The 26,431-nt window shown below is 34.8% G+C and carries 23 protein-coding genes; 22 read left to right on the forward strand and 1 reads right to left on the reverse strand.

Features of this window, described 5'->3' with window-relative positions; translation table 11 throughout:
• The first annotated feature begins 1 nt into the window (after position 1).
• The 5 genes from sov (at position 2) to M666_RS07720 (ending at position 9,697) form a co-directional block, all read left to right on the forward strand.
• Positions 2-7,159 (forward strand): T9SS outer membrane translocon Sov/SprA, encoded by a 7,158-nt coding sequence (sov, locus tag M666_RS07700; protein WP_029447137.1) that lies wholly within the window; start codon positions 2-4, stop codon positions 7,157-7,159.
• Positions 7,160-7,234: 75 nt separating this feature from the next.
• Positions 7,235-7,615: a glycine cleavage system protein GcvH gene (gcvH, locus tag M666_RS07705; protein WP_024481851.1), complete on the forward strand. Its 381-nt coding sequence runs from the start codon at positions 7,235-7,237 to the stop codon at positions 7,613-7,615.
• Positions 7,616-7,652: 37 nt separating this feature from the next.
• Positions 7,653-8,000, forward strand: coding sequence for a VanZ family protein (locus M666_RS07710; protein WP_029447136.1), 348 nt, complete (start codon positions 7,653-7,655; stop codon positions 7,998-8,000).
• Positions 8,001-8,061: 61 nt separating this feature from the next.
• Positions 8,062-8,781, forward strand: a complete 720-nt coding sequence (locus tag M666_RS07715; protein WP_029447135.1) for an energy transducer TonB — start codon at positions 8,062-8,064, stop codon at positions 8,779-8,781.
• A gap of 106 nt (positions 8,782-8,887) precedes the next feature.
• Positions 8,888-9,697, forward strand: coding sequence for an energy transducer TonB (locus M666_RS07720; RefSeq protein WP_029447134.1), 810 nt, complete (start codon positions 8,888-8,890; stop codon positions 9,695-9,697).
• A 58-nt stretch (positions 9,698-9,755) separates the two neighbouring features.
• On the opposite strand, the gene M666_RS07725 is transcribed toward M666_RS07720, so the two are convergent.
• Complete coding sequence (locus M666_RS07725) at positions 9,756-10,652, reverse strand: MBL fold metallo-hydrolase (protein WP_029447133.1); 897 nt, start codon at positions 10,650-10,652, stop codon at positions 9,756-9,758.
• A 129-nt stretch (positions 10,653-10,781) separates the two neighbouring features.
• Between M666_RS07725 and cyoE the strand changes: the two genes are divergently transcribed.
• The 17 genes from cyoE to tsaB all read left to right on the forward strand — a co-directional run bounded on the left by cyoE (position 10,782) and on the right by tsaB (position 26,430).
• The gene (gene cyoE, locus M666_RS07730) at positions 10,782-11,681 is read left to right on the forward strand and encodes a heme o synthase (RefSeq protein ID WP_029447132.1); all 900 of its coding nucleotides are present in this window, start codon (positions 10,782-10,784) and stop codon (positions 11,679-11,681) included.
• An 8-nt stretch (positions 11,682-11,689) separates the two neighbouring features.
• Positions 11,690-12,271 carry a cytochrome c oxidase subunit 3 gene (locus M666_RS07735; RefSeq protein ID WP_024481845.1) on the forward strand — a complete coding sequence of 194 codons (582 nt, stop codon included), beginning with the start codon at positions 11,690-11,692 and terminating at the stop codon, positions 12,269-12,271.
• Positions 12,272-12,420: 149 nt separating this feature from the next.
• Positions 12,421-13,395, forward strand: a complete 975-nt coding sequence (locus tag M666_RS07740) for a cytochrome c oxidase subunit 3 (RefSeq protein WP_024481844.1) — start codon at positions 12,421-12,423, stop codon at positions 13,393-13,395.
• A 55-nt stretch (positions 13,396-13,450) separates the two neighbouring features.
• A complete protein-coding gene (locus tag M666_RS07745; protein ID WP_024481843.1) occupies positions 13,451-13,834 on the forward strand; it encodes a cytochrome C oxidase subunit IV family protein in 384 nt (127 codons plus the stop codon).
• Between the two features lie 75 nt (positions 13,835-13,909).
• Entirely contained in the window at positions 13,910-14,548 is a 639-nt protein-coding gene (locus M666_RS07750) for a hypothetical protein (protein WP_024481842.1), read from the forward strand.
• Positions 14,541-15,272 carry an SCO family protein gene (locus tag M666_RS07755; protein WP_029447131.1) on the forward strand — a complete coding sequence of 244 codons (732 nt, stop codon included), beginning with the start codon at positions 14,541-14,543 and terminating at the stop codon, positions 15,270-15,272. Before M666_RS07750 ends, M666_RS07755 begins: the two co-directional genes overlap by 8 nt.
• A complete protein-coding gene (locus M666_RS07760) occupies positions 15,269-15,805 on the forward strand; it encodes a DUF420 domain-containing protein (protein ID WP_081688282.1) in 537 nt (178 codons plus the stop codon). The genes M666_RS07755 and M666_RS07760 overlap by 4 nt, the downstream gene beginning before the upstream one ends.
• A 12-nt stretch (positions 15,806-15,817) precedes the next feature.
• Positions 15,818-16,042: a CAMCR motif-containing small membrane protein gene (locus M666_RS07765; protein WP_024481839.1), complete on the forward strand. Its 225-nt coding sequence runs from the start codon at positions 15,818-15,820 to the stop codon at positions 16,040-16,042.
• Positions 16,043-16,150: 108 nt separating this feature from the next.
• Positions 16,151-17,398, forward strand: coding sequence for an ABC transporter permease (locus tag M666_RS07770; protein WP_024481838.1), 1,248 nt, complete (start codon positions 16,151-16,153; stop codon positions 17,396-17,398).
• An 11-nt stretch (positions 17,399-17,409) separates the two neighbouring features.
• Positions 17,410-18,669, forward strand: a complete 1,260-nt coding sequence (locus tag M666_RS07775; protein WP_029447130.1) for an ABC transporter permease — start codon at positions 17,410-17,412, stop codon at positions 18,667-18,669.
• 32 nt (positions 18,670-18,701) lie between these two features.
• Positions 18,702-19,814: an efflux RND transporter periplasmic adaptor subunit gene (locus tag M666_RS07780; RefSeq protein ID WP_029447129.1), complete on the forward strand. Its 1,113-nt coding sequence runs from the start codon at positions 18,702-18,704 to the stop codon at positions 19,812-19,814.
• 140 nt (positions 19,815-19,954) lie between these two features.
• Complete coding sequence (locus M666_RS07785) at positions 19,955-20,656, forward strand: ABC transporter ATP-binding protein (protein WP_013550863.1); 702 nt, start codon at positions 19,955-19,957, stop codon at positions 20,654-20,656.
• Positions 20,649-21,878 (forward strand): ABC transporter permease, encoded by a 1,230-nt coding sequence (locus tag M666_RS07790; protein WP_025615924.1) that lies wholly within the window; start codon positions 20,649-20,651, stop codon positions 21,876-21,878. Before M666_RS07785 ends, M666_RS07790 begins: the two co-directional genes overlap by 8 nt.
• Before the next feature lies 1 nt (position 21,879).
• The gene (locus M666_RS07795; protein ID WP_029447128.1) at positions 21,880-23,136 is read left to right on the forward strand and encodes an ABC transporter permease; all 1,257 of its coding nucleotides are present in this window, start codon (positions 21,880-21,882) and stop codon (positions 23,134-23,136) included.
• 24 nt (positions 23,137-23,160) lie between these two features.
• On the forward strand, positions 23,161-24,270 hold the full coding sequence (locus tag M666_RS07800) for an efflux RND transporter periplasmic adaptor subunit (protein ID WP_024481834.1): 1,110 nt from the start codon (positions 23,161-23,163) through the stop codon (positions 24,268-24,270).
• 41 nt (positions 24,271-24,311) lie between these two features.
• Complete coding sequence (locus M666_RS07805) at positions 24,312-25,661, forward strand: TolC family protein (RefSeq protein ID WP_024481833.1); 1,350 nt, start codon at positions 24,312-24,314, stop codon at positions 25,659-25,661.
• A gap of 94 nt (positions 25,662-25,755) precedes the next feature.
• Positions 25,756-26,430: a tRNA (adenosine(37)-N6)-threonylcarbamoyltransferase complex dimerization subunit type 1 TsaB gene (tsaB, locus tag M666_RS07810; RefSeq protein WP_029447127.1), complete on the forward strand. Its 675-nt coding sequence runs from the start codon at positions 25,756-25,758 to the stop codon at positions 26,428-26,430.
• Position 26,431 lies beyond the last annotated feature (1 nt).

Below are 26,431 nucleotides of genomic sequence, written 5' to 3' on the forward strand. Positions count from 1 at the left end.
TTTGAAAAATAGGGCAAAACCAACTCTTAAATCATATAGATTTAAGCTACTAATCGTATTCATTATTTTCTTCGGAGTATCGCAGCTAACCAACGCGCAAGATACTAACGAACAAGAAGTAGATTCTGTGAAAACAGGCTATGCACTTGGGCGTATTAAAATGGAGAACCCTAAAAGCATTATTTCCAAATATACCTACGACGCAAACTTAGACCGTTACATTTACACGGAAACAGTTGGCGATTTTGATATTAGTTATCCAATTATTCTTACACCAGAAGAATTTCAAGAACTTGTTCGAAAAGAAACGATGAAGTCTTATTTCAAAGATAAGATGGATGCTTATGTTGGTAAGAAAGAAGGTAGTGAAGAGGCTAGAAAAAATCTTTTGCCTAACTTCTATGTGAATAATAGTTTTTTTCAATCTGTTTTTGGCGGGAATACTATAGAGGTAATTCCTCAAGGTTCTGTTGCGATGGATTTAGGAGTTATTTGGCAGAAAAATGATAATCCATCTCTTTCTCCTAGAAATAGAACCAATCTTTCTTTTGATTTTGATCAGCGTATTAGTTTAAGTATGCTGGGTAAAATTGGAGAACGTTTGCAGGTAAATGCAAATTACGATACCGAAGCAACTTTTGATTTTCAGAATATTGTAAAATTAGACTACACGCCAACAGAAGATGATATCATTCAAAAAATAGAAATAGGTAACGTTAGCATGCCTCTTAATAGCTCCTTAATTCAAGGGGCTCAAAGTTTGTTTGGGGTAAAAACACAGTTGCAGTTTGGAAAAACAACAGTAACCGCTGTTTTTTCTGATCAACAATCTCAAAATAATACGGTAGTAGCGCAAGGTGGTGGTGCTATTAATGATTTTTCTATTACAGCATTAGATTATGAAGAAGACAAGCACTTTTTCCTTTCACAATACTTTAGAGATACTTATGATAGGTCTTTAGAGAATTATCCTTATAAAAATACCTCCGTTCAAATTACACGATTAGAAGTTTGGGTTACCAACAGAAGTCAGCAAACCCTTAATGTTAGGAATGTAGTGGGTATTCAGGATTTAGGGGAGGCAGAATCTGAGAAAACTAGAATAGGCAGTATGGGCGGAGCCCCGGCAGGCTTTTTTAATACGTCTAGCGCCGGTAGTTTACCAAGAAACGGTGCCAATGATTTTGATCCGGCCCTGATAGGGAGCGGAGGGGCTTTGACAACATCTATTAGGGATATTGCCACGGTAGAGGCAGGGTTTAATATTTCTGGAGCATACCAGATAAATCAAGGTTTTGATTACGCAATTTTAGAGAATGCTAGAAAATTAACCGAAAGCACAGACTATCAATTTGATCAACAGTTAGGGTATATCTCATTAAACCAACGTTTAAGTAATGATGAGGTCTTAGCAGTTGCATTCCAGTATACCTATAAAGGACAAGTCTACCAGGTGGGTGAGTTTGCGACGAGTAGTGACGCAACAACGACCACCACCACAGGAGTTACCACAGAGGTGAATAATAATACCTTAGTACTAAAACTTTTAAAGAGTAATATTACCACTGTAAATGATCCAATTTGGGATTTAATGATGAAGAACATTTATGCTACGGGAGCATACAGTTTAAGTCAAGATGATTTCAAAATGAATATCCTGTATACGGATCCAACCTCACGTAATTATATTACTAAGGTTAATGATATAGGGTGGCCAGCCAATTTGGAAGGTCGAATTCTTTTGGATGTTTTTAACTTTGACCGACTAAATGTTTATAATGATGTGCAATCTGGCGGGGATGGTTTTTTCGATTTCTATGAAGGAATCACCATAAACTCTAGAAACGGAAGTATAATATTTACCAAAGTAGAGCCTTTTGGTGAATATATGTTTGAGACACTTGGTGGTGGGGTGTATGATGTAGCTAATGATCAAGGGTATAATGACAATCAGAAAAAGTATGTGTACAGAAATATGTATGCATTAACAAAAGCTGCTGCATTAGAAGATTCTGATAAAAATAAATTCCTATTAAAAGGGGAATATAAATCTACAAGTAGTAACGGTATTTCTATTGGAGCCTTCAATGTGCCTCAAGGATCTGTTACGGTAACAGCTGGTGGGCGTCAATTACAAGAAGGAATAGATTATACGGTAAACTATCAAGCGGGTACGGTTCAAATTATAGATCCATCACTACAAGCTTCAAATACACCCATCAATATATCCGTAGAAAATACGGCTGTATTTGGCCAACAATCTAGAAGATTTACAGGAGTTAACATAGAGCATCAAGTAAACAGAAACTTTCTTATTGGAGGAACCTTACTTAATCTAAATGAACGTCCGCAAACTCAGAAAGCTAATTACGGATCAGAATCTGTAAACAATACCATTTTTGGATTAAATACTAATTTCTCAACGGAAGTTCCGTTTTTAACGCGTTTGGTAAATAAATTACCGAATATAGATACGGATGTTCCTTCTAATTTATCGGTTCGAGCAGAGGTGGCAATGCTTAAACCGAGTACACCTAAGAATGATGATTTTGATGGAGAATCTACAACATATATTGATGATTTTGAAGGAGCGCAATCTTCTATAGATATAAGATCTTCTTTAGGCTGGTCTTTAGCGAGTACACCTTTAGAATTTGCCACGGGTGGTCAATTATCAGGAAGTTCACCAGATGATCCTTTAAATTTGGAAAATGGATATGGAAGAGCTAAAGTGGCTTGGTATTCTATTGATCCAATATTTTATACCAATCAAAGACCGTCAGATGTTTCAGATAGTGATGTATCTAAGAACTCCACACGTCGTGTTTTTATAGATGAAGTATTTCCAGAAACAGATCAAGCACAAGGGCAAACTAGAGTACAGACTACTCTAGATCTTGCGTATTATCCAAATGCAAAAGGGCCATATAACAACAATCCAAATTTTACATCAGACCAGCCTACAGATAAGTGGGGTGGTATTATGCGTCCTTTAAGTAGTACTAACTTTGAACAGGCGAATGTAGAATACGTTCAGTTTTGGGTGTTAGATCCTTATGTAGATGGTGATGCTACTACTTCTGGAGAATTAGTCATTAACCTTGGTAATATTTCGGAAGATATTTTAAAGGATGGTAGAAAGCAATACGAAAATGGATTACCAGGCGTAGATAGCAATGATTTAGTTGCAGAAACTTCTTGGGGTAAAGTGCCATCAACGCAATCTTTGGTATATGCTTTTGATGTTAGTGAGGCCAATAGGGGGTTACAGGATGTTGGTTTTGACGGTTTATCAGATACGGAAGAAACTTCTATATTTAGTAACAATACAGGAAATGACCCTGCCTTAGATAACTATCAATATTATTTGAATAGAGATGGTGATGTATTAGAGCGTTATTTTGATTACAATAACCCAGAAGGAAATTCACCTGTTCAGGTTACCGATACAAACCGTGGGTCTACGACCTTACCAGATGTAGAAGATATAGATCGTGATTTAACAATGAACACGATTAATAGTTATTATGAATACCGTATTCAGATAAAGCCAAATACTACGGTTGATGATAAATATGTAACTGATATACGTGAAAATGAACTTACAGGTACTGAGATTCCTGATGGAACTACCGTGAATAGCCGTTGGATTCAATATAAAATTCCATTATCAGATTTTACGGATGCTATAGGTGGTATCACGGATTTTAGATCTATGAGTTTTATGAGAATGTATTTAACAGGATTCTCTAGTGATGTGTCTTTGCGTTTTGCAACTCTAGATTTAGTACGTGGCGATTGGCGTTCATATACCAAGTCTTTACAACCAGATGTAGATGATGATCCAACAGATGACAATACGATTGTAGATGTAAATACGGTAAATATACAGGAAAACGAAAATAGAGCTCCAATTCCTTATGTATTACCTCCTGGTGTAATTCGTGAGCAGTTAAATAATAACAATACAATCATCAATCAGAATGAGCAATCACTTTCTTTTTATATAGAAAACTTAGAATCGGAAGATTCTAGAGGGGTGTATAAAAATATCAATATAGATATCCGTCAGTATGAAAAATTAAAAATGTTCATGCATGCCGAAGAATTGTTTGAGGCAGATTATTTAGATGGAGAAACTCCTTTAGTAGGTTTCTTGAGATTTGGAACGGATTTTACACAGAATTTTTATCAGATAGAAATTCCATTAGAATTTACACCACATAATGCAACATCAGAAAGTGAAATTTGGCCAGAAAATAATGAGCTTAGTATTACTTTAAGTGATTTAGGAAAAGTGAAATCTTTTGGAATAGCCAATCAAACCCTAGCAGATGTTAATTACTATGAGGTTATTGATGGTACTGTTTTTCGTGTGGATGAATTTGCGGCAAGAACTCCGGGGGTTACGCGTATAGGAATTAAAGGTAACCCGTCTTTAGGTAGTTTGCGTAGTATGATGGTTGGGGTAAAAAACCAAGACAATCAACCGGCAAGAGGAGAGGTATGGTTTAATGAATTGCGTTTAGCGGGTATCAATAGTGAAGGTGGTTGGGCTGCCGTAGGAGCGGTAGATTTAAACATGGCCGATTTCGCAAATGTATCTGGTACGGGAAGTAAGAGTACTTCTGGTTTTGGATCTATTGATCAAAGTACAACGGAGCGATCTTTAGAAGATGTGGTTTCTTATGATGTAGTTACCAATGTAAATCTAGGTCAATTGCTTCCAACAAAATGGGGGGTGCAATTGCCATTCAATTACGGAATTTCTGAAGAAATAGTGACTCCAGAATATGACCCTGTGTATGATGATTTAAAATTAGATGATCGTATTAATGCAGCAACAACCGCGGAAGATAAGGAGGCTATATTAGAGCAGGCAGAAGAATACACAAAAAGAACAAGTATTAACTTTATTGGTGTTCGCAAGAATAGAGGCGAAGAGGCTGAAGAGAATTTTTATGATATTGAAAACTTTACGTTTAACTATTCATATAATGAAACAGATCATAGAGATTTCGAAATTGCCAGTCTAAGAGAGCAAACGGTAAATACCGGTTTTGTATACAATCATAATTTTAAACCTTTAACCGTTGCACCATTAGCTAAGAAAGATTCTATATTTAATGGAGCATATTGGAAATGGTTAAAAGAATTGAATTTAAATTTATTGCCAACATCGGTTTCTATAAACTCTAATATTAATAGAGCGTTTAACCAGCAACGTTTTAGAGATGTATTGGAGCCAGGAGTAGAAGCTTTGGAGTTGCCATTGTTGCAACAACGTAACTATTTATTCAATTGGCAGTATGCTTTGAATTATACGCTTACCAAATCTTTGCGAATAAACTTGCAGGCTTCTAATAATAATATTGTTCGTAATTACTTTAATCAAGACGAAAATTCTGCATCACAAATAAATCAAGATTTAGAGTTGTGGGATGGTTTCTGGGATATTGGCGAGCCTAACAGGCATGCGCAACAAATGACACTAAATTATGAGTTGCCATTTAAATTAATTCCGGCTTTAGATTTTATTTCTTCCCAGTATACGTACACCAGTAACTTTGATTGGCAACGAGGAGGAGATGCCCTTAATGAAGTTGCAGGACAGAATATCAATACGGTACAAAATTCAGGAACACATTCGTTATCTGCAAATATGAATATGCAAAAGCTGTATGATTTAATAGGGCTTAAAAAAGTAACCGGTAGTGCTAGAGCTAAAGCTGCTAGCGGTAGAAATGTAAAAACAGGTAAGGAAGAAGATTCAAATAAAACGAGTCCTTTGTTTAATACGTTTGTAGATGTCGTAACTATGGTGAAGCGTTTGAATGTGAACTATACTCAAAATAGTGGTACAGTTTTACCAGGGTATACTCAATCAATAGGCTTTATAGGAACTACTAGGCCATCTTTGGGCTATATTTTTGGTAGTCAGCAATCAGATATAAGGTATGAAGCGGCAAGAAATGGTTGGCTAACAACCTTTGATGATTTTAATGATCAATTTGTTCAGAATGTAAATAAACGATTGAACATTACGGCTACGGCACAGCCTATAAGAGATCTGACTATTGATCTTTCTGCCGATAGGCAATATCAAAATAGATATGAAGAAAACTTTACGGTAAGCAGTCTTGGTGATGATCAATATGCTTATGAAGATTTATTAGGTAATGATTATGGTAATTTCAGCATCTCTACGGTGATGATAGGGACTATTTTTGGTAGTAGTGATGAGTTTACTTCCGAAGCTTTTGAGACTTTCAAAGAAAACAGACTTACTATAGCAAATAGGCTTGTTGCAGATAGAGGGCAGACGCCAGGACCTTTAGATGAAGATGGTTTTCCAGAGCAATATGGGAAATCTAATCAGGAAGTATTGCTTCCTGCATTCTTTGCAGCTTATACAGGTCAAGGAGTAGATCGTGTGAACTTAGATGCCTTTAGAGATATTCCAATTCCAAATTGGAACTTGAAATATACAGGATTGATGAACAGTAAATGGTTTAAGAAAAAATTTAAACGTTTTTCTGTGAGCCATGGGTATAGAGCATCTTATAGTATTAACTCTTTTCAGACCAACTTAGAAAAAGTACAATTGCAGAACGAAGGTTTGCCAGCAATTAATGCGGAGACTTTTGATATTTTACCAGATGACATTATCAGTAATGTGGTGTTGACCGATGAATTCAATCCTTTGGTTAAGGTAGATTTTGAAATGAAAAATTCTATGAGTGTCCTTGCTGAAATTAGAACAAGCCGAGTTTTATCGCTTAGTTTTGATAACAGTTTGCTTACAGAGATTAATGGTAAAGATTATACTGTTGGTTTAGGATATCGTTTTAAAGATGTGCAGATGGTTACCAATATTGGTGGTCAGAAAACAAGATTAAAAGGAGATTTAAATATTAAGCTAGACGCAACCATGCGTGATAATATTACTTATATACGTAATTTAGATATTGATAATAATCAAATTACCTCTGGTCAGAACTTGTTTTCAATTAAGCTAGGTGTAGATTATGCTTTGAGTAAAAATTTGAATGCTTTATTTTTCTATGATCATTCATTTACAAAGTTTGCTGTGTCTACAGCATTCCCACAAACAACAATTAATACAGGGTTTACGATTCGTTATAATTTCGGAAACTAAACACAGTCATCTTTTTCTTGAATACCTTATATTAATATTTTACATTTGTTTCTTAGAATTTTATAAATAAATGTTATGAATATACCGTCAGAATTAAAGTACACTAAAGATCACGAGTGGGTTAAAATAGAAGGTGATGTTGCAACAGTTGGTATTACCGATTTTGCTCAGGGTGAGTTAGGTGATATTGTGTATGTTGAGGTAGAGACTTTAGATGAGACCCTTGATAAAGATGAAGTTTTCGGTACAGTAGAAGCTGTTAAAACGGTATCTGATTTATTTTTACCATTAACAGGAGAAATTATTGAGTTCAATGAAGCTTTAGAAGATGCTCCAGAAGACGTTAATAGTGATCCTTATGGAAAAGGATGGATGATAAAAATTAAAATAAGTGACGCCTCTCAGGTAGATGCATTGTTAAGTGATGCAGATTATAAGGAGTTAATTGGTGCTTAAAAATTATATATTTACAATACTTTTTATAAGCTGGGTGATGTGTGTTACATTCCTCAGCTTATTTTCATTTAAAGATGTGTCTACAGATGGTCTTGATATTCCACATTTAGATAAGTTCGTCCATTTTACCTTTTATTTCGTTTTTGTTGTTTTAGGAAGTTTATCTTACGCGGAATACAAGGATGTTAAGAAGGACTTTAAAAAGGCAGCAATGCTGTTTTGTTTTATTGCAATAGGGTATGGTATGATTATTGAGGTCTTACAATATGTTGCAACGACAACTCGAAGTGGAGATGTTTATGACTTTTTAGCCAACTCTTTTGGGGCATTTTTCGGCTTTATTGCTGTTAAAACCTATTATTTTAGGAGAGTTGCTCAAAAATGAAAAAAATATTACCATTTTTATAAATAAATAATTAAATTAGCTCACGATAAATTTTTGAATTATGGAATTAAAAAAGAATCCAAAGGCGGATATTGGTAGAAATAGTGGTCTATATTTCGTAGCAGGTCTTGCTTTGGTTATGCTTATTACATGGCAAGCCTTAGAGTACAAAAAGTACGATGATGTTGCAAATTATGATATTTCTCAAAATGTTGATGATTTATTAGATGAAGAGGTGCCGATGACGGAGCAAATAAAAACTCCACCACCTCCACCACCACCAGCTGCACCAGAAATTATTGAAGTTGTAGAAGATGAAGCAGATGTTCCAGAAACTGTAATTAAGGATACGGAAGCCAATGAAGATACGGAAGTTGCAGAAGTTGAAGAAATTGAAGTTGCAGAAGTTGAAGAAGATTTAGATATTCCTTTCTCTGTTATTGAGGATGTTCCTGTTTTTCCGGGATGTGAAAGTGAAAAAAGTAAAGGAGCAAACGCTTTAAGAGATTGTTTCCAGAAAATGATGTTTAAGCATATCAATAAAAACTTTAGATATCCAGAGATTTCTCAAGAAATGGGTGTTCAGGGAAAAGTGAATGTAATGTTCGTTATCCAGAAAGATGGTAGTATTGGTAGTGTTAGAATGCGTGGACCGGATAAGAACTTAGAGGCTGAAGCAGCAAGAATTATCGGGAAGTTACCAAAAATGACGCCAGGTAAGCAAAGAGGTAGAGCAGTAAGAGTACCTTTTAGTATTCCAATTACATTCAAATTACAATAAAAAATATACTTATTTTAAGTAAAAATCCAGAACCTAGGTTCTGGATTTTTTTTTGGTACGTTTCTTGTGTTTTAACAAAATAGTAACAACATAAATATATACTATTATGAAAAACAGTAACACAAGTGCTGCAGATTCTCACGGCAATGAGAATAGCAGTGTAGCGTACAAATCAGCAAGCTCCAAAGGGAGCAAGCAAGATGCAAATCTACGAAAAAACAGTTTTATCTATTTCCAAATTGGATTAATAGCGGCAATGTTTCTCGTTTATTTTGGATTAGAGATGGCTTTTGATAAATTTCAGCCCAAGGCAGTGGCGAGTTCAGATCCTGTCGAAGAGACCTTTGAAATGTATCCGGAATTGGAAGATTTTGTGGTTGAAAAGCCAGTGGCAGAATCAAAACCTGTAGTTAAGGTGGTGGCGCCTGAAGAACTAAAGGTGGTGCCTGACGATTTTAAAGTTCCAGAAACCAAGGAATTTAAAAGTGAACCTGTAACGTCTAGCACTCCTAATCTGGATACAAAGAAGTTAGATTATGTAGATCCAAATGATGGCATTGATGAAACGATACCTTTTGCTGTTTTAGAAAATGCTCCAATTTTTCCAGGTTGTGAGTCGGTTAGTAAGTCGGAAAGAAAAGTGTGTTTTGAAGAAAGCATGCAAAAGCACATCTTAAAGAATTTTAGATATCCAGAAGTTGCTATAGAGACCCATACCCAGGGTAAAGTGTATGTAATGTTCACTATTGGTAAAGATGGTGCTATAGAAGATGTGAGGCTTAAAGGGCCTGCTAAAGTCTTGGAGCAAGAAGCGGCGCGTATTATTGGAAAGCTTCCGCAAATGAAGCCAGGAATGCAGCGTTTGGAGCCTGTTAAAGTTTCTTTTAGCATTCCTATAAACTTTCGCTTGCAATAAGCGGTATTAAGTTCAATAAAAATGCCTGCGCTACTTTAATGTATCGCAGGCACTTTTTTTATTTTAAACTGGTGTAAAATGTAGCTCTCAAGCGTTCTGGGCTTATAAATCCGCCCCCATAGTTGGTATCATATTTTTTTGAAATGGTAGTATCTGTTTCAACTTCTTCAAGTGTAGCGCCGCTTCTAATTGCTTTTAAGACGTTTTCTTTTATATCTTCTAACATTAGCATATAAGTTTCAAGCTCTTTTTTAGTAGAAGATTTACCGTGTCCTGGGATTATCTTAGTTTCATTATCAATTAATACTAAGGCTTTTTTGTGGGCGTCAATATAACCGTTTACACTGCCTCCACTTTTTAAATCTATAAAAGGATAGCCTTCTGAGAAATAGGTATCTCCCATATGTAAAACATTATTTTGGGCAAAGTATACCATGGCATCACCATCGGTATGGGCCTTGTGTACATGAAAAGCCAGTATAGTTTCTTCTCCTTTGTGTAAGGTTAAATCATTAGAAAAAGTAATTTCAGGTAGCATCTTGTTGTAATAAATGCTGTCTATTTCCTGTGAGTTCAATTTTTTTAGATTGTTTTCTTGGACTCTTTTTCTGGCGTTATCTTGGGAAATAAGGGTAATTTCATCGGTGTTAAAGTTTGCATTTCCGCCAGTATGGTCCCCGTGCATATGGGTGTTAAATAGAACAGAGATTGGTTTAGGACTTAGTGTTTTTATGGTTTCTTTGATTTGATCACTTAAATGACTAAACTGATCGTCTATCATAAAAATGTTATCTGGACCAATATAAATTCCAATATTGCCCCCTTGACCTGTAAGCATGTACACATCTTCGGTAAGTTTTTCTGAGATAATTTTAACTGGTTTTTCTTGTGCTTTTAGGGAGAAAAAGGAAGCGAGTACTAGAATTTTTAGTGAGAAAAATTTAAGAGATTGCATGTGTGGTTATTTTTAATTTAAATATTTGTGAATTAGTCGTCTATCATTTACAAATATTACATAAACATATCATTTTCGTTGCACAAATAGCATTCTGGACTTATCTTTGCACTCCAATAAAAATTCCGCATGAAAACGGCAGTAAGCTCGGTAAAAGAAGGGACTCAGTCTCATATTTTTGCTGATTTTAAAGAAATTACTAAAGCAAGGCTTTCTATAAGCGTTGTTTTTTCTGCTATCGCGGGTTACTTTTTAGGTGCTCCAGAACTTCAATGGTATCCTATTTTGTTGCTTGCTTTTGGAGGGTATTGCATGGTCGGTGCTTCAAATACCTTCAATCAAATTATAGAGAAAGATCTGGATGCGTTGATGAATAGGACTAAAGATAGGCCTATTGCAGCAGGAAGATTATCAGTTCGTACCGCTTTAATAATAGCTGTTATATTAACAATTGTTGGTATTGCTACTTTGTATATTTTGAATCCTAAAACAGCAATGTTTGGAGCTATTTCTATTTTCTTGTACACAAGTGCATATACTCCTTTGAAGACTAAAACACCATTAGCTGTTTTTGTGGGAGCAATACCGGGAGCAATTCCTTTTATGTTAGGTTGGGTAGCAGCAACAGATGAGTTTGGTATTGAGCCGGGAACCTTATTTATGATTCAATTCTTTTGGCAGTTTCCGCATTTTTGGGCTCTAGGCTGGATGTTGGATGAAGATTACAAAAGAGGAGGCTTTAAAATGCTGCCTACAGGCAAAAAAGATAGAAGTACGGTATTGCAGATTATCATGTATACCATTTGGATGATTGTCATATCAATCATTCCAGTTTTTGGAATAACAGGAGCATTAACGCTTTCTATTCCTGCAGCACTAATTATTTTCATGTTAGGAATGGTCATGTTGGTATACGCTTTTAAATTATATGAAAAGCAAGATAATGCTTCGGCGAAAAAATTAATGTTGGCAAGTGTAACGTACATTACGTTCATGCAGGTGGTATATGTAGTAGATAAATTTTTATAAAAAAATAAATGGATTTAACAGAAGGTTCAATAATAGAAAAAACGGGCAGAGCTAAGAAAATGATGCTCTGGTTTGGAATTGTAAGTTTGCTAATGACCTTTGCAGGTTGGACAAGTGCTTATATTGTTAGTAGTACAAGAGAAGATTGGTTGACAGATTTTCAATTGCCGACTACTTTTTTTATTAGTACAGGAGTATTAATCTTAAGTAGTTTAACGTTTATTCTAGCCAAGAAAGCAATGCAAGGAAATAAATCTTCTTTGTGTACAGGATTTCTAATGGCAACATTGGCATTAGGAATAACTTTTATCATTTTGCAGTTTAGTGGTTTTTCTCAAATTGTAGCTCGTGGTTTTTATTTTACAGGAGAGTCTAGTAGTGTAACTACATCATACATTTACCTTATTGCCATGGTGCATATTGTGCACGTTGTAGCGGGTTTAATAGCTTTAATTGTGGTAATCGTTAATCAACTTAGAGGTAAATATTCTCCTGAAAATCTTTTAGGAATTGAGTTAGGGGCTACGTTTTGGCACTTTTTAGATTTACTTTGGGTGTATTTAATACTGTTTTTCTACTTTTATAAGTAATAAATACAGCTATAATTGGTTTAGTATTTGGCAATTAGCCAAAAGATGATAAAGAATTGTATATTTTTTGAATTTTTTAAAACCAAAAATTTTGTTTGGTTAAAAAAAATGTAAATTTGTGAAAATTTTATTAACGCGATAATATATTTATGGATACTACGGTAACAACGGGTGAGGAACAAAATGTATGGGGTGGTGGTAATAAGCCACTAGGTGCGAGTTATGGGAAAATGATGATGTGGTTTTTCATCGTTTCTGATGCTTTAACCTTCTCTGGTTTTCTTGCAGCATATGGCTTCTCAAGATTTAAATTTATAGAAACTTGGCCAATTGCTGATGAAGTTTTTACACACGTTCCGTTTTTTCACGGAAACTTCCCGATGATTTACGTTGCTTTTATGACGTTTGTATTAATTATGTCTTCTGTAACAATGGTATTGGCTGTTGATGCGGGTCATAAAATGCAAAAAAATAGAGTAATCTGGTATATGTTCTTAACTATTATTGGAGGTATTATTTTCGTAGGATCTCAAGGTTGGGAATGGGCTACCTTTATCAAAGGAGATCATGGAGCAATTGAAACAAAAGGGGGCAGAATACTACAGTTTGTAGATGCTAAATCTGGTGAGCGTGTTGGTATTGCAGATTTCGCTAAAGAGATTGCAAGCGAACGTACGCAGCATGAAAATAGAAGTGGTATCTGGTTTACAAGTGAAGGGTCATTGCCGTCTTATTCTGTTACAGAAGTAGTAGAAGGTTTTAAGGCAAATTCTAATTTATTAGTTCGTACAGAATTAAAAAATGAAGAGGGTCATAAAACAGTATTGTCTAGAGATGAATCATTGAAGAAATTATTAAATGCTTCGCAAGTAGTAGAAGGGGCTAATTTAATTCATAATGAATATGGAAGTAGATTGTTTGCAGATTTCTTCTTCTTTATTACTGGTTTTCACGGGTTTCACGTATTCTCGGGAATAGTAATTAATATTATCATTTTCTTTAACGTAGTATTGGGTACGTATGAAAAAAGACGTAGCTATGAAATGGTTGAAAAGGTTGGTTTGTACTGGCACTTTGTAGATTTAGTTTGGGTATTCGTATTCACATTTTTCTACTTGGTTTAATTTCAAATTAGATTTTTCATTACGCAAAGGGTTATAAAGAATAAAAAAATACAAAATGGCACACGATCATAAATTAGAAATATTCAGAGGCTTGGTTAAGTTTAAGTCTAATATCAGCAAAATCTGGGGAGTACTTATATTCTTATCTATAATTACTACGATAGAAGTTGTTTTAGGTATTATTAGACCTGCATTTTTAGTGGAGACTTCTTTTTTAGGAATGCATTTACTAAACTGGGTTTTTATTATACTTACCTTAGTTAAGGCTTATTATATTGCTTGGGATTTTATGCACTTACGTGATGAGAAAACAGCATTGAGAAGAGTAATCGTTTGGACACCTATATTTTTGGTGAGTTACTTAATCTTTATTTTATTGTTTGAAGCAGATTATATTCATGAAGTATACAAAGAAGGATTCATTAAATGGAACTTCTAATTCTTAATACTATTTAACACACAAAAAGACGGTTTAACGACCGTCTTTTTTTATTTTTGCACAATATTCTACGTTATGAAAAAAGCCTTTGTACTTATCGTTCTTTTTGTACTTCCTATAGTTGCTTATCTCTTTTTTGCATCTGGTATTCATAACTTTGGTCAGCTCCCAATTATCACAGAAAACATCTCAGATGTAAGTGCTGTAGATCCTGCTGTCACCTTTAAAGATAAGATCACTATTCTGGGCTTTTTAGGAAATAATGTAGATTTCAAAAAAGGAAATGCATTAAACTTAAATCAGAAAATATATAAGGATTTTCATAAGTTCGATGATTTTCAGTTTGTAATGATGATGCCAAAGGGGACTGAGACAAACGTAGAAACTCTGAAAAAGGAATTATCAGAATTAGTAGAAATTGATAAATGGAAATTTGTATTTGGAGATCCTAATCAAATACAATCCATATTCAGTAGTCTTAAAACAGATTTAAAGCTAGATAAAAATTATAGTACTCCTTATGTGTTTATTATAGATAAAGATTCTGCGCTTCGTGGTCGTAACCAAGATGAAGAGCATGAAACTATATACGGCTTTGATGCAACCTCTGTGGCAGAGTTAACTAACAAGATGATAGATGATGTCCGTATTTTATTAGCAGAGTATAGAAGAGCGCTTAAGAAGAACAATAAAATTGAGAAATCTGATGGATAAAAATAAATATACATACGTTTGGGTTTCTTTCATCATATTAATTTTTGGAATTATTTTTATTCCTAGAATTATAGAAAGAATAAATAAAGGTACGGTTGTAGAAAGTGACCGAATGAGCATTGATACCAATAATGGGGATTTAGCATACATTATTGTAAATAAGGAGAAAAGAAAAGTTCCAGAATTTGCTTTTATAAATCAAGATAGCCTTTTAATTACTAATAATGATTACAAAGGTAAAGTGTACCTGGTAGAGTTTTTCTTTACTACTTGCCCTTCAATTTGTCCTATCATGAATCAAAACTTGGTTCAAATACAGGACAAATTTAAAGATTTTGAAGATTTTGGGGTAGCATCATTTACTATAAATCCAACTTATGATACACCTACCGTCTTAAAAGAGTATGCCGAAAAATACGGGATTACTAATTTAAACTGGAACTTGATGACTGGTGATCCGGAAGGTATTTATGACCTTGCAAATTCGGGATTTAATATTTTTGCATCCGAAGTGCCAAATGCTCCAGGTGGTTTTGAACATGCAGGCTTGTTTGCTTTAGTAGATAAAAATGGCTATTTGAGATCTAGAGCAGATGAATTTGGAAATCCTATTATCTATTATAGGGGAGCTATCTCTGAAGAGGCTGGTGTAAATGATCATGGGGAGGAAGAGCAAATTGGGATTCTAAAAGAAGATATACAAAAATTACTAGAGGAGAAATGATGAACGAGCTTGAGCAAAAAGAAAAGAAGTTTAATAGGTTGATAACGATTGTATCTATTGTTATTCCTTTGGTAGTCGTTATTTTGTTTGGTGTTAAATTACCTAATGTAGCGCCATTAAGTTTCTTACCTCCAATTTATGCATCGGTTAATGGGCTAACAGCAATTTTGTTAATAGTAGCCGTAGTGGCTATTAAAAATGGAAATAAAAAACTGCATCAGCAAATTATGGTCACTTGTATTGGTTTGTCATTGGCCTTTTTAGTAATGTACGTGGCCTATCATATGACTTCAGATTCTACTAGTTTTGGAGGAGAAGGTCTTATTAAATATGTGTACTTATTTATACTAATTACCCATATTATTCTTTCGGTGGTAATTATACCTTTAGTACTCATCACGTTTTCAAAAGCGTATTTACAACAATTTGAAGCTCATAGAAAGTTTGCTAAAATTACATTTCCTATTTGGCTCTATGTAGCTATTACGGGAGTGGTGGTATACTTAATGATAGCTCCTTACTATGCCTATTAATACCTAGTACTTATGAACTATAAAAAGCTTGTATTCGTATTATTGTTTTTATTGTTGTTGCCTAATCTGGCCGATGCACAATGTGCTATGTGTCGCGCGGTCTTAGAAAGTGAGGAAGGGATGACCACAGCTAAAGGTATAAATGATGGTATTGTGTATCTTATGGCAATCCCATATATTTTAGTAGGCGTCTTATTTTACTTTGTTTATCGAAAGATGAAATCATCAAAATCTTAATTTTAACATTTTTTTAGTATTTATCCTGTAACAAATGTGGCTTTGTAGTAGTCTATTGTATTGAGAACTTGTTTTTTAAAGCAGTCTCATACCAACCAAAACAACTACATGTTTGATCTAGAAAGATGGCAAGAGATATTTGACACTATTCGTAAAAACAAGTTGCGTACATTTCTCACAGGTCTTTCTGTAGCCTCTGGTATTTTTATTCTTGTTATTTTATTGGGTTTTGGTCAAGGAATGCAAAACGGAATTGCTAAAGAATTTGAAAGTGATTCTGCTACGAGTATTTGGATTTGGACAGAAACAACACAAAAGGCACATAAAGGCCTTAATCCAGGCCGTCAAATTCAATTCAGAGACGAAGATTACACCACTATTGTAGATAAGATGGATCTTACATTAGATCAAAAATCTGCCTTCTACCTTCCACAAAATATTACGACGACCTACAAAGATGATGCTTTAATTTATCGCGTCATGGGTACCACAAATGGAGCTCAATTCTTAGAGAACCAAGATATGTTGGAGGGGCGTTTTATAACTATTAAAGACGAGTCTCAAGTAGAAAAAGTCGCTGTTATTAGCGATAAGATTCAAAGAGAAGCTTTTACAGATGTTGATAATCCGGTAGGGGAGTATATTAAAATATCTAACATACCTTTTAAAATTATTGGCGTGTATAAGGATAAGGCAGGAGAGCGCGAGGAGAATCGTATTTTTATTCCTATCACAACGGCGCAGAAGGTATTTAATGGTGCAGATAAATTAGACAATCTAGTCTTCTCCTCACCACCGGCAGCTAATTTTGACGAAGCAGTACAACAATCCATAACACTAAAGACTAAAATTGACACTTATTTAAGGCAAGCACATAGCATTGCTCCAGATGATGAGGGAGGTATTGGTATTAATAACCAAATGGAGAATGCAAAAAGATTTTATGCACTAACTGGTAACATAAAATTATTCTTTTGGTTTGTAGGCCTCTGTACTATAATTGCAGGAGTAGTTGGAGTAAGCAATATTATGCTAATCGTGGTGAAAGAGCGTACCAAAGAAATAGGCATCCGAAAAGCACTAGGAGCAAAACCTTGGTCTATTATTGGGATGATTTTACATGAGTCTGTTTTTGTCACAGCAATATCTGGTTTTACGGGTCTCATTTTTAGTATGGGTCTCTTGGAGCTTATTGGACCTAATATAGAAGTCGATTATATTGTGAATCCTTCAGTAGATTTTAATGTAGCTATGTCTACGGTTTTTTTATTAGTGGTTGCAGGTGCTATCGCAGGGTTTTTCCCGGCATGGAGAGCAGCAAGTATTCATACGATTGATGCCTTACGGGACGAATAAATAAAAACTATATGTTTAATAAAGATCGTTGGAAAGAAATTATAGAGGTACTGACAAGTAATATGTTCAGGACTATCCTTACGGCGTTTGGTGTTTTTTGGGGTATTCTTATTTTGATTATTCTTTTGGCGGCCGGAAAAGGCTTAGAAAACGGAATCAAGAGCGATTTTGGAGACATTGCGACCAATACCATGTTCATGTGGTCTCAGGCAACTTCAAAAGAGTATGAGGGCTTGCCAAAAGGAAGGCGTTTCGATTTTAAAGTGTCAGATGTAACTTCATTGAAGGAAAATATTAAAGAGCTCAGATTTGTTTCGGCAAGAAATAGATTGGATGGCTATCAAGGAGAAAACAATGTAACTCGTGGTATTAAAGTGGGAGCCTTTAATGTATATGGTGATTACCCTGAAATAATTAAGCAAGATCCCATGACCATCACTTCGGGTAGATTTATAAACCATTCTGATATTGTTGAGAAGCGTAAAATTGCGATCATTGGGCAGGGCGTAAAATCTTCTTTATTTGATAAGGGAGAATCAGTACTTGGTTCTTTTATTAAGGTTCAGGGGGTTAATTTTATGGTAGTAGGTACTTATAAGAAAAAGAGTAATGAAGGGGATGGCGAAGAAGGGCAAAAAGAAATATTTGTTCCGTTTACCTCATTCTCTCAGGCATTCAATAAAGGCAATGATGTTGGGTGGATGGCGATCACGGCAAAAGATGGTTCTTCAATTACAAGTTTAAAAGAACGGATTATCACCTTAATGAAAGTAAATAGGAAAATACATCCAGAAGATAACAGAGCTATTGGGAATTTTGATTTGTATGAACAATACAATAGGGTCGAGAGCTTGTTTGTTGCCATGCGTTTAATCGCTTATTTTGTGGGGATTTTGGTACTGATTTCTGGAATTATTGGAGTGAGTAATATTATGCTCATTGTAGTGAAAGAACGTACCAAAGAAATAGGAATTCGCCGTGCACTAGGTGAGGACCCTTGGTCTATAAAAGTTCAAATTCTCTTAGAATCAATTTTCTTAACTATCATTTCAGGTATGGCAGGAATTATTTTTGGAGCCTTATTTATTTTCGGAATTAATTCATTGCTAGATGCGGTAGGGCCCGTAGATATGTTTGTAAATCCTAGTGTAAGTTTAGGAGTGGTACTCATCGCATTAATCATATTAATTATTTCAGGATTATTAGCAGGTTTTATTCCTGCTCAAAGTGCTATTAAAGTAAAACCAATAGATGCTCTTAGAGCCGAATAGAATACTTAAATCATCAATCAAAAAACGAACACATGAAAAAACGAGTAACCATTATTATTTTAGTTTTAATAGTCATTTGCTTCGGGGGCGCTATGTATTATTTATATCAAAAAAATGCAGAAAATCCTGTAACCTATGAAACAGAAACTCCGACTACACAAACTATCATAAAAAAAACGGTAGCTACAGGGAGTATTTTACCTTTGGAGGAAGTGCTTATAAAACCAAATATTTCGGGGGTGATTGAAGAGATTTATGTAGAAGGCGGAGACTATGTAAAATCTGGAGATTTGTTAGCCAAAATTAAAATTGTACCTAACTTAAATGCATTAAATGATGCACGTAACTCCATAGATGGCGCTAGAATAGGATTAGATGATCAAAAAAGAAATTTAGAACGCCAAAAAACACTATTTGAAAAAGGAGTTATTTCTAAAGTAGATTTAGAACGCGCCCAGGTTTCTTTTGATCAAGCAAGACAATCTTATGGTGCAGCAAATAAAAGATATGATATTGCAAAAACGGGTACGACTAAAGGTTTTGGTAGTGCTGCCAATACGCTTATTAGAGCAACAGTTAGTGGTATGGTGTTAGAGGTTCCCGTAGAAGTTGGAAATCAAGTAATAGAAAGTAATAACTTTAATGAAGGAACTACTATCGCAGCTATTGCAGATGTAGATAAAATGATTTTTGAAGGTAAAATAGATGAATCTGAAGTGGGTAAAGTAAAAGAGAATTTGCCACTAGAGATTACAGTAGGAGCTATAGAGAATACTATTTTCCCTGCCGTGCTAGATTATATTGCACCCAAAGGAAAAGCAGAAAACGGAGCCATTCAATTTGAAATTAAAGGAACCTTAAAAAAACAAGATTCAGTATTCATACGTGCGGGTCTAAGTGCTAATGCTTCTATTATCTTGGCAAAAGTAGATAGCGTGCTTTCTATTAAAGAAGCTTTGGTGCAATATGATGCTAAAACTAAAAAACCTTTCGTAGAAATTAGTTCTGGAGATCAAGTCTTTAATCGTAAAGATATTGAGTTGGGTATTAGTGATGGTATTAACGTAGAAGTTAAATCTGGTCTTAGTTTATCTGATAAGATAAAAGTATGGAATCAGATAGAGAAAGAGGAAGAAGACAACTAATTGGGGATAATTAGTATGGAAAGAAATATTTAAAAAAGCTGAATTTATTTTAACATAATTTTTAGAGTTCAAATTGTAACAATAGGAAACAGACGAAGTCTAACTAGCGGAGTAAACACCAAACAACTAACAAAACGAGCATGATTGAAATTAAAAATCTTCACAAATCATATAAGATGGGAAGCAATTCCTTGCATGTATTAAAAGGAATAAATTTTTCAGTAGAAGAAGGAGAGCTCGTTGCAATTATGGGTTCTTCAGGTTCTGGAAAATCTACCTTATTAAATATTTTAGGAATGTTAGATGAGCTAGATGAAGGTTCTTATACGTTAGATGGTGTTCCTATTAAAAACTTAAACGAAACGAAAGCGGCACAATACCGTAATAAGTTTCTAGGGTTTATATTTCAATCTTTTAATCTTATTAATTACAAGACTGCAGCAGAGAATGTGGCTTTGCCTTTGTACTATCAAAAAGTAGGGAGAAAAGAACGTCATGAAAAAGCGTTGAAATATTTAGAGCGTGTAGGCTTAAAAGAATGGGCTACGCATTTACCTAGTGAGCTTTCTGGGGGTCAAAAACAACGTGTGGCAATTGCGAGAGCCATGGCGGCAGAACCAAAAGTATTATTAGCAGATGAGCCTACGGGAGCATTAGATAGTAAAACCTCTTATGAGGTCATGGATTTGATTCAGAAAATTAATGATGCAGGAAATACCATTCTTATTGTAACTCATGAACCAGACATTGCAGATATGTGTAAGCGTATCGTGCATTTAAAAGATGGAGTTATTGTAGAGGATAAAAAAATTGAGCAAGTAAGAGCATCGCAATATGTTTAATAGAGACAATTGGCAAGAAATATTTCATAGCATCAAAAACAACAAGTTAAGAACCTTCTTAACGGGTTTCTCTGTGGCTTGGGGTATTTTTATTTTAGTATTATTACTAGCATCTGTGAATGGAATGAAAAACGGATTCACAGGTCAGTTTGGTAATGATGCGGCAAATTCAATTAATATGTATGCCAGGGCTACAACCGAACCTTATGGAGGTTTTGAAGCGGGCAGAAGAATTCAATTCACCAACAACGATATCGCTTATATTAGAGGGAATTTCGCTGATTCATATGAGCATATTTCTCCGATATTTAATAAACAAGTTACCGCACGCTATAAAAGAGAAACAGGTTCTTATAGTGTTATAGGCGTCAATGAAGAATATCAGCATATAGAAATTGTAGATATTGATAAAGGAAGACAATTAAATACAGCAGATGTAAGAAGTAAGTCTAAAGTAATGGTGGTGGGCAGGCTTGTTGCAAAAGATCTTTTTGATGAAGAAAACCCTATCGGTCAGTTTTTAGAAATAAATGGTATTACCTATAATGTGGTAGGTGTTTTTTCGGATGATGATGATGATAGGTCTGAAAGAAACATATATGCACCTTATACTACTTTACAGCGTATTTATGGCAATACGGACGATATTAGTTCTATTGCACTTACATATAATCCTCAATTTAGTTTAGCGCAGGCATTAACATTTTCAGACCAACTGGAAGTACTTTTTAAACGGAAGTATAAGGTTAGTCCAGATGATCAATCGGCCATTGGAGTACGTAATCGTGCACAAGGCTTTTCAGATGTAAATAGTTTTACAGGTCTTTTGTCTATGATGAGTATTGGCGTAGGATTTTTAATCTTAATAGCTGGGATAGTTGGGATTGGAAATATACTCGTCTTTATTATCAAAGAGCGTACTAAAGAAATAGGAATTCGTAAAGCACTTGGGGCTAGACCTAATCAGATTTTAAGTTTAGTATTGTATGAGTCTATTGTCATCACCACCATATCTGGATTTGTAGGGTTATTATTTGCTATGGGAATATTAGCAATAGTAGCACCGCTTATAGATACTCCAGCATTTTCTAATCCGTCTGTAGATGTTTCTACCGTGGTAATAGCAACATTAGTATTAATAATTTCAGGAGTAGTTGCGGGTTGGGTTCCTGCGCGAAAAGCTTCTAAGGTAAGACCTATTGTAGCACTAAATTCTGATTAATATGTGGTTGTTTGATAGAGATTTATGGAGTGAAGTTTTTAGTACACTAACTAAAAATATGTTGCGCACGGTACTAACAACCTTGGGTGTGATATTCGCTATAATTATTTTGATCTTACTTTTAGGATCTGCTACAGGGATGATTAATGGTTTTGATCGGATATTTGCAGGAAAAGCATCTAACAGTCTTTTTGTATGGGGACAAGAAACTTCTATGCCATATAAAGGTTTTGAAAGAGGCAGGCCTGTAGAATATGAAATGGATGACATAACCATGCTTTCTAAAAGAGTAGAGGAAGTAGATGTTATTTCTCCGAGAATAGAATTGGGTGGGTTTCAGCAAGCTGTAGTGGTAAAGCGAGAAGGAAGAACAAGCGGATCTAGAGTTTTTGGAGATTTTTCAACTATAGATTTGGTTAATAAGAAGAAAATTGTAGAGGGCAGGTTTATTAATTTAAATGATGTTAATAATGGAAAGAAAGTATGTGTCATTGGCCTAGAAACTTATGAATTACTTTTTGATAAAGGCATCAGCGCTATTGGGAAAGATATTAGTATTAATAATATATACTTTACGGTAATTGGGGTGTATGAGAAGAGCGGCGATTTTGATTTTGACGGCGAAAATTCGGTAATCATTCCGTTTACTACCTTTCAACGTTCTTTTAATTCTGGAGAGAGAGTAGGTTGGATGGCAATATTGATTAAGCCAGAATATCCTGTGGCACAAGCAGAAGCTAAAATAAAAGAACTGCTAAAGGTAAAGTATGATATACATCCGGATGATAATAGAGCGATAGGTTCTTTTGATTTTTCTCAAATATTTACAGCAATATCTGCTTTTACTATGGTCTTACAAGGCTTTGCTTTTTTTGTGGGTATTTTTACCATGTTAGCAGGAGTTATCGCGGTATCTAACATTTTATTGATTACAGTAAAAGAACGTACAAAAGAAATAGGAGTTAGAAGGGCTCTAGGAGCAACTCCTAAAGTAATTAAACGTCAGATAATATTAGAATCTATAGTATTAACGGTCGTCGCTGGAGCTGTAGGTTTTATTATTGCGGTAGGGTTTTTATACATTCTGAATGTGCAAACAGCATCTAATACAGATGTTCCTTTTGTGAATCCAACCGTAAGTCTGACACAGATATTAGTATCCTTTACATTAATGACCTTGTTGAGTATACTCATAGGGCTTATTCCAGCGAGAAGGGCAGTAAGAATTAAACCAATTGAAGCATTAAGAGAAGACTAACAAACAACTAAATAACTAAGAAACATGAATAAATTTTTAAAATACACCCTGATCGCAATTTTTGTGTTGGCACTTCTGGCTGCTGTTACTTGGGTTATGAAATCTAATAGTAAGCCTTTAGAACTTTATAAAACAGAGACGGCTACAAAAGAGAATATCATTAATAAGGTCGTGGCTACCGGTAAGGTTATTCCCGAAGATGAGATTGAAATAAAGCCTCAAATCTCAGGAATTATAGAAGAAATTTATTTGGAGGAAGGGGTGAAAGTTAAGGCAGGAGATTTAATTGCTAAAATTAAAGTAGTGCCTAATGAGCAGTCTATGAACCAAGCAGGGGGTAGAGTAAAAAATGCACAACTAGCTTTAAACAATACTAAGATTGAGTATGACCGTAACAAAATTCTTTTTGATAAGGGAGTAATTTCTAGTCAAGACTTCAATAGCTTACAACTGCAGTATAATCAAGCAAAGCAGGAATTAGGAAATGCGCAAGCAGATTATCAAATTATAAGAAAAGGTTCTGCTGGGGGTTCTTCAACGGCCAATACAAATATTAGAGCTACAGTTTCAGGAACTATTTTAGAGATTCCTGTGAAAGAAGGAGATCAAGTAATTCAGAGTAACAACTTTAATGATGGTACAACGATTGCCACTATTGCAGATTTGAGTAAAATGATTTTTGAAGGAAAGGTGGACGAAGCTGAAGTAGGAAAGTTAAAAATAGGAATGCCTTTAAATATTACGATGGGTGCAGTTCAAGATCAAGAACTAAAAGCTAAATTAAAATTTATAGCTCCAAAAGGAACCGAAGATCAAGGAGCTGTACAATTTAAAATTGAAGGTGATATTGATATGAAAGACGATTTTCTTATTCGCGCAGGATATAGCGCAAATGCGGCAATTGTTTTAGAACAAAAAGATAGTGTTTTGGCGGTTAAAGAAGCATTGCTACAGTTCGATACAAAAACGGAAAAGCCCTATGTAGAGGTGCTAAAAGGAGAAGATGAATTTGAAAAGAGAGATGTGGAGATTGGCGTGTCTGACGGAATTTTTGTAGAGATATTATCAGGAATTACAAAAGAGGATAAAATCAAAGTTTGGAATAAAACGGTTAAAGACGAAAAAGAAGACTAATGCTTCATCAATCTAATTAAGCAATCAAAAAACACAATCACATGAAATTCAAAATAATACTAACAGTGTTCTTATGTTCCGTAGGAATAGCCAGTGCGCAATCTAAGAAATGGACACTTCAAGAATGCGTGGAATATGCTGTAGAGAATAACTTAACTATTGAACAGTTTGAGTTGGACTTACAAAATGTGCAACTTGAAAAATCGGATGCACTAGGTGATTTTTTACCTAACTTAAATGCATCAAGTTCTGTTTCAGGGAATACAGGTCTTTCTTTTGACCCTACAACAAACCAAGCGGTAACCACGACTATTTTTACAGCTACTGGAGGTTTCTCTTCTAACGTAACCTTGTTTGACGGACTCAGAAATTTGCACCGCTATAATAGAGCTAAGTTGAATGCTATTTCGAGCCAATACCGCTTAGATAATCTAAAAGATGATATTCGTTTAAATGTTGCCAATGCTTATTTACAAGTATTGTCTAACAAAGAATCTTTACGTGTATTTAATGCGCAGTATGCCGTGACGCAGCAAGATTTAAAGCGTACGAAGGAGTTGGTAGATGCTGGCGTGGTGGCGCGTGGAGATTTATTAGAGGTTGAAGCCACAGCAGCTACACAAGAGCAACAAATAGTAAATGCAGAAAATTCAATCATAATCTCTAAAATTAATTTAGCACAGTTGCTGCAAATTACAGCATATGAGAATTTTGATATTGTCGATGAATCTTTTGAAATTCCGCCATCAGAAGTATTGACTAATTCTCCAAAGACCATATATGACAAGGCGCTGACCTTCAGAAATGATATTAAATTATCAGAGATGAATGTAGATATAGCAGAAAAAGATTTAAAAATAAGTAAAGGAGCTTTGTTGCCTACTTTGGGTGCTTTCTTTAATTACAATACTAGATATTCTAGCCAACAGCAGTTTGATGCCGGTACGGGTCAGTTTTTCAGAGATAGTTTTAGAGACCAGTTATGGATCAATGATGGTATTTCTTATGGAGCGCAATTAAGCATTCCAATTTTTAATGGCTTTACAGTAAAGAATAATATCAAACGATCAAAAATTAGCATTGATAGAGCAAAGAATCAGTTAGAGCAAGATAAATTAGCGCTAGAAACCACAATTAATCAAGCGTACGTAGATGTTAAAAGTTTTGCTAAAGCCTATGAAGCTGCAGAAAAAACGGTGGAAGCAAGACGCTTGGCCTTTGAATATTCTAAGGAACGTTTTGATGTTGGTTTAATGAACTCGTTTGATTATAGTCAAGCACAATCTAGAGTAGATGATGCAGAAGCGCAATTGATACGTACAAAATATGATTACATTTTTAGACTTAAAGTATTAGAATTTTATTTTGGGATGCCTATTACCTTAGATTAATTCTCAATTCAAAATGATATAAAAGATCCATATTAAATTATGGGTCTTTTTTTTGTTTTTAAATTTCATTCATGCGTGTATCTTTGCAGCTATTATGGCACTACTTTTAAATTTAGAAACAGCGACTACAAACTGTTCTGTAAGCATAGCTGAAAATGGAAATTTGTTGGCAATTAAAGAATTTGATAGCGCGGCATATTCTCATGCAGAGCAATTGCATGTATTTATAGAAGAAACATTGCAAATGGCTTCTTTACAAATGGCTGATATAGATGCTGTGGCAGTCAGTAAAGGTCCAGGATCGTATACAGGTCTTCGTATTGGTGTTTCTGCTGCTAAAGGCTTGTGTTTTGCATTAGACATTCCATTAATAGCTATTCCAACTTTAGAAAGTATGGCTAGCCAAGCTAACGATGCTGAAGTAAATTTTGTTATTCCAGTTTTAGATGCGCGCCGCATGGAAGTCTACTCCAGTGTTTTTAATCAAGATATGGAGGAGATTAGAGAAACGAAAGCTGAAATTATTGATGAAAATTCATTTCAGGAGTATGCAGCAAAAGGTAAAGTGCTCATATTAGGGAACGGTGCTCAGAAATGTAAGGAGACATTGACCCACCCTAATTTTAGTTTTGATACTACAGTGGTACCATCAGCAAAAGAAATGGCTATGCTATCCTATAAAAAGTTCAAAGAAAACAACCTTGAAAATGTTGCTTACTTTGAACCTTATTATTTAAAAGACTTTATTCTTCTTAAAAAGAAAGCCTAGA

This window comes from Cellulophaga baltica 18, assembly GCF_000468615.2.
GTDB classification, from domain to species: Bacteria; Bacteroidota; Bacteroidia; order Flavobacteriales; family Flavobacteriaceae; genus Cellulophaga; species Cellulophaga baltica.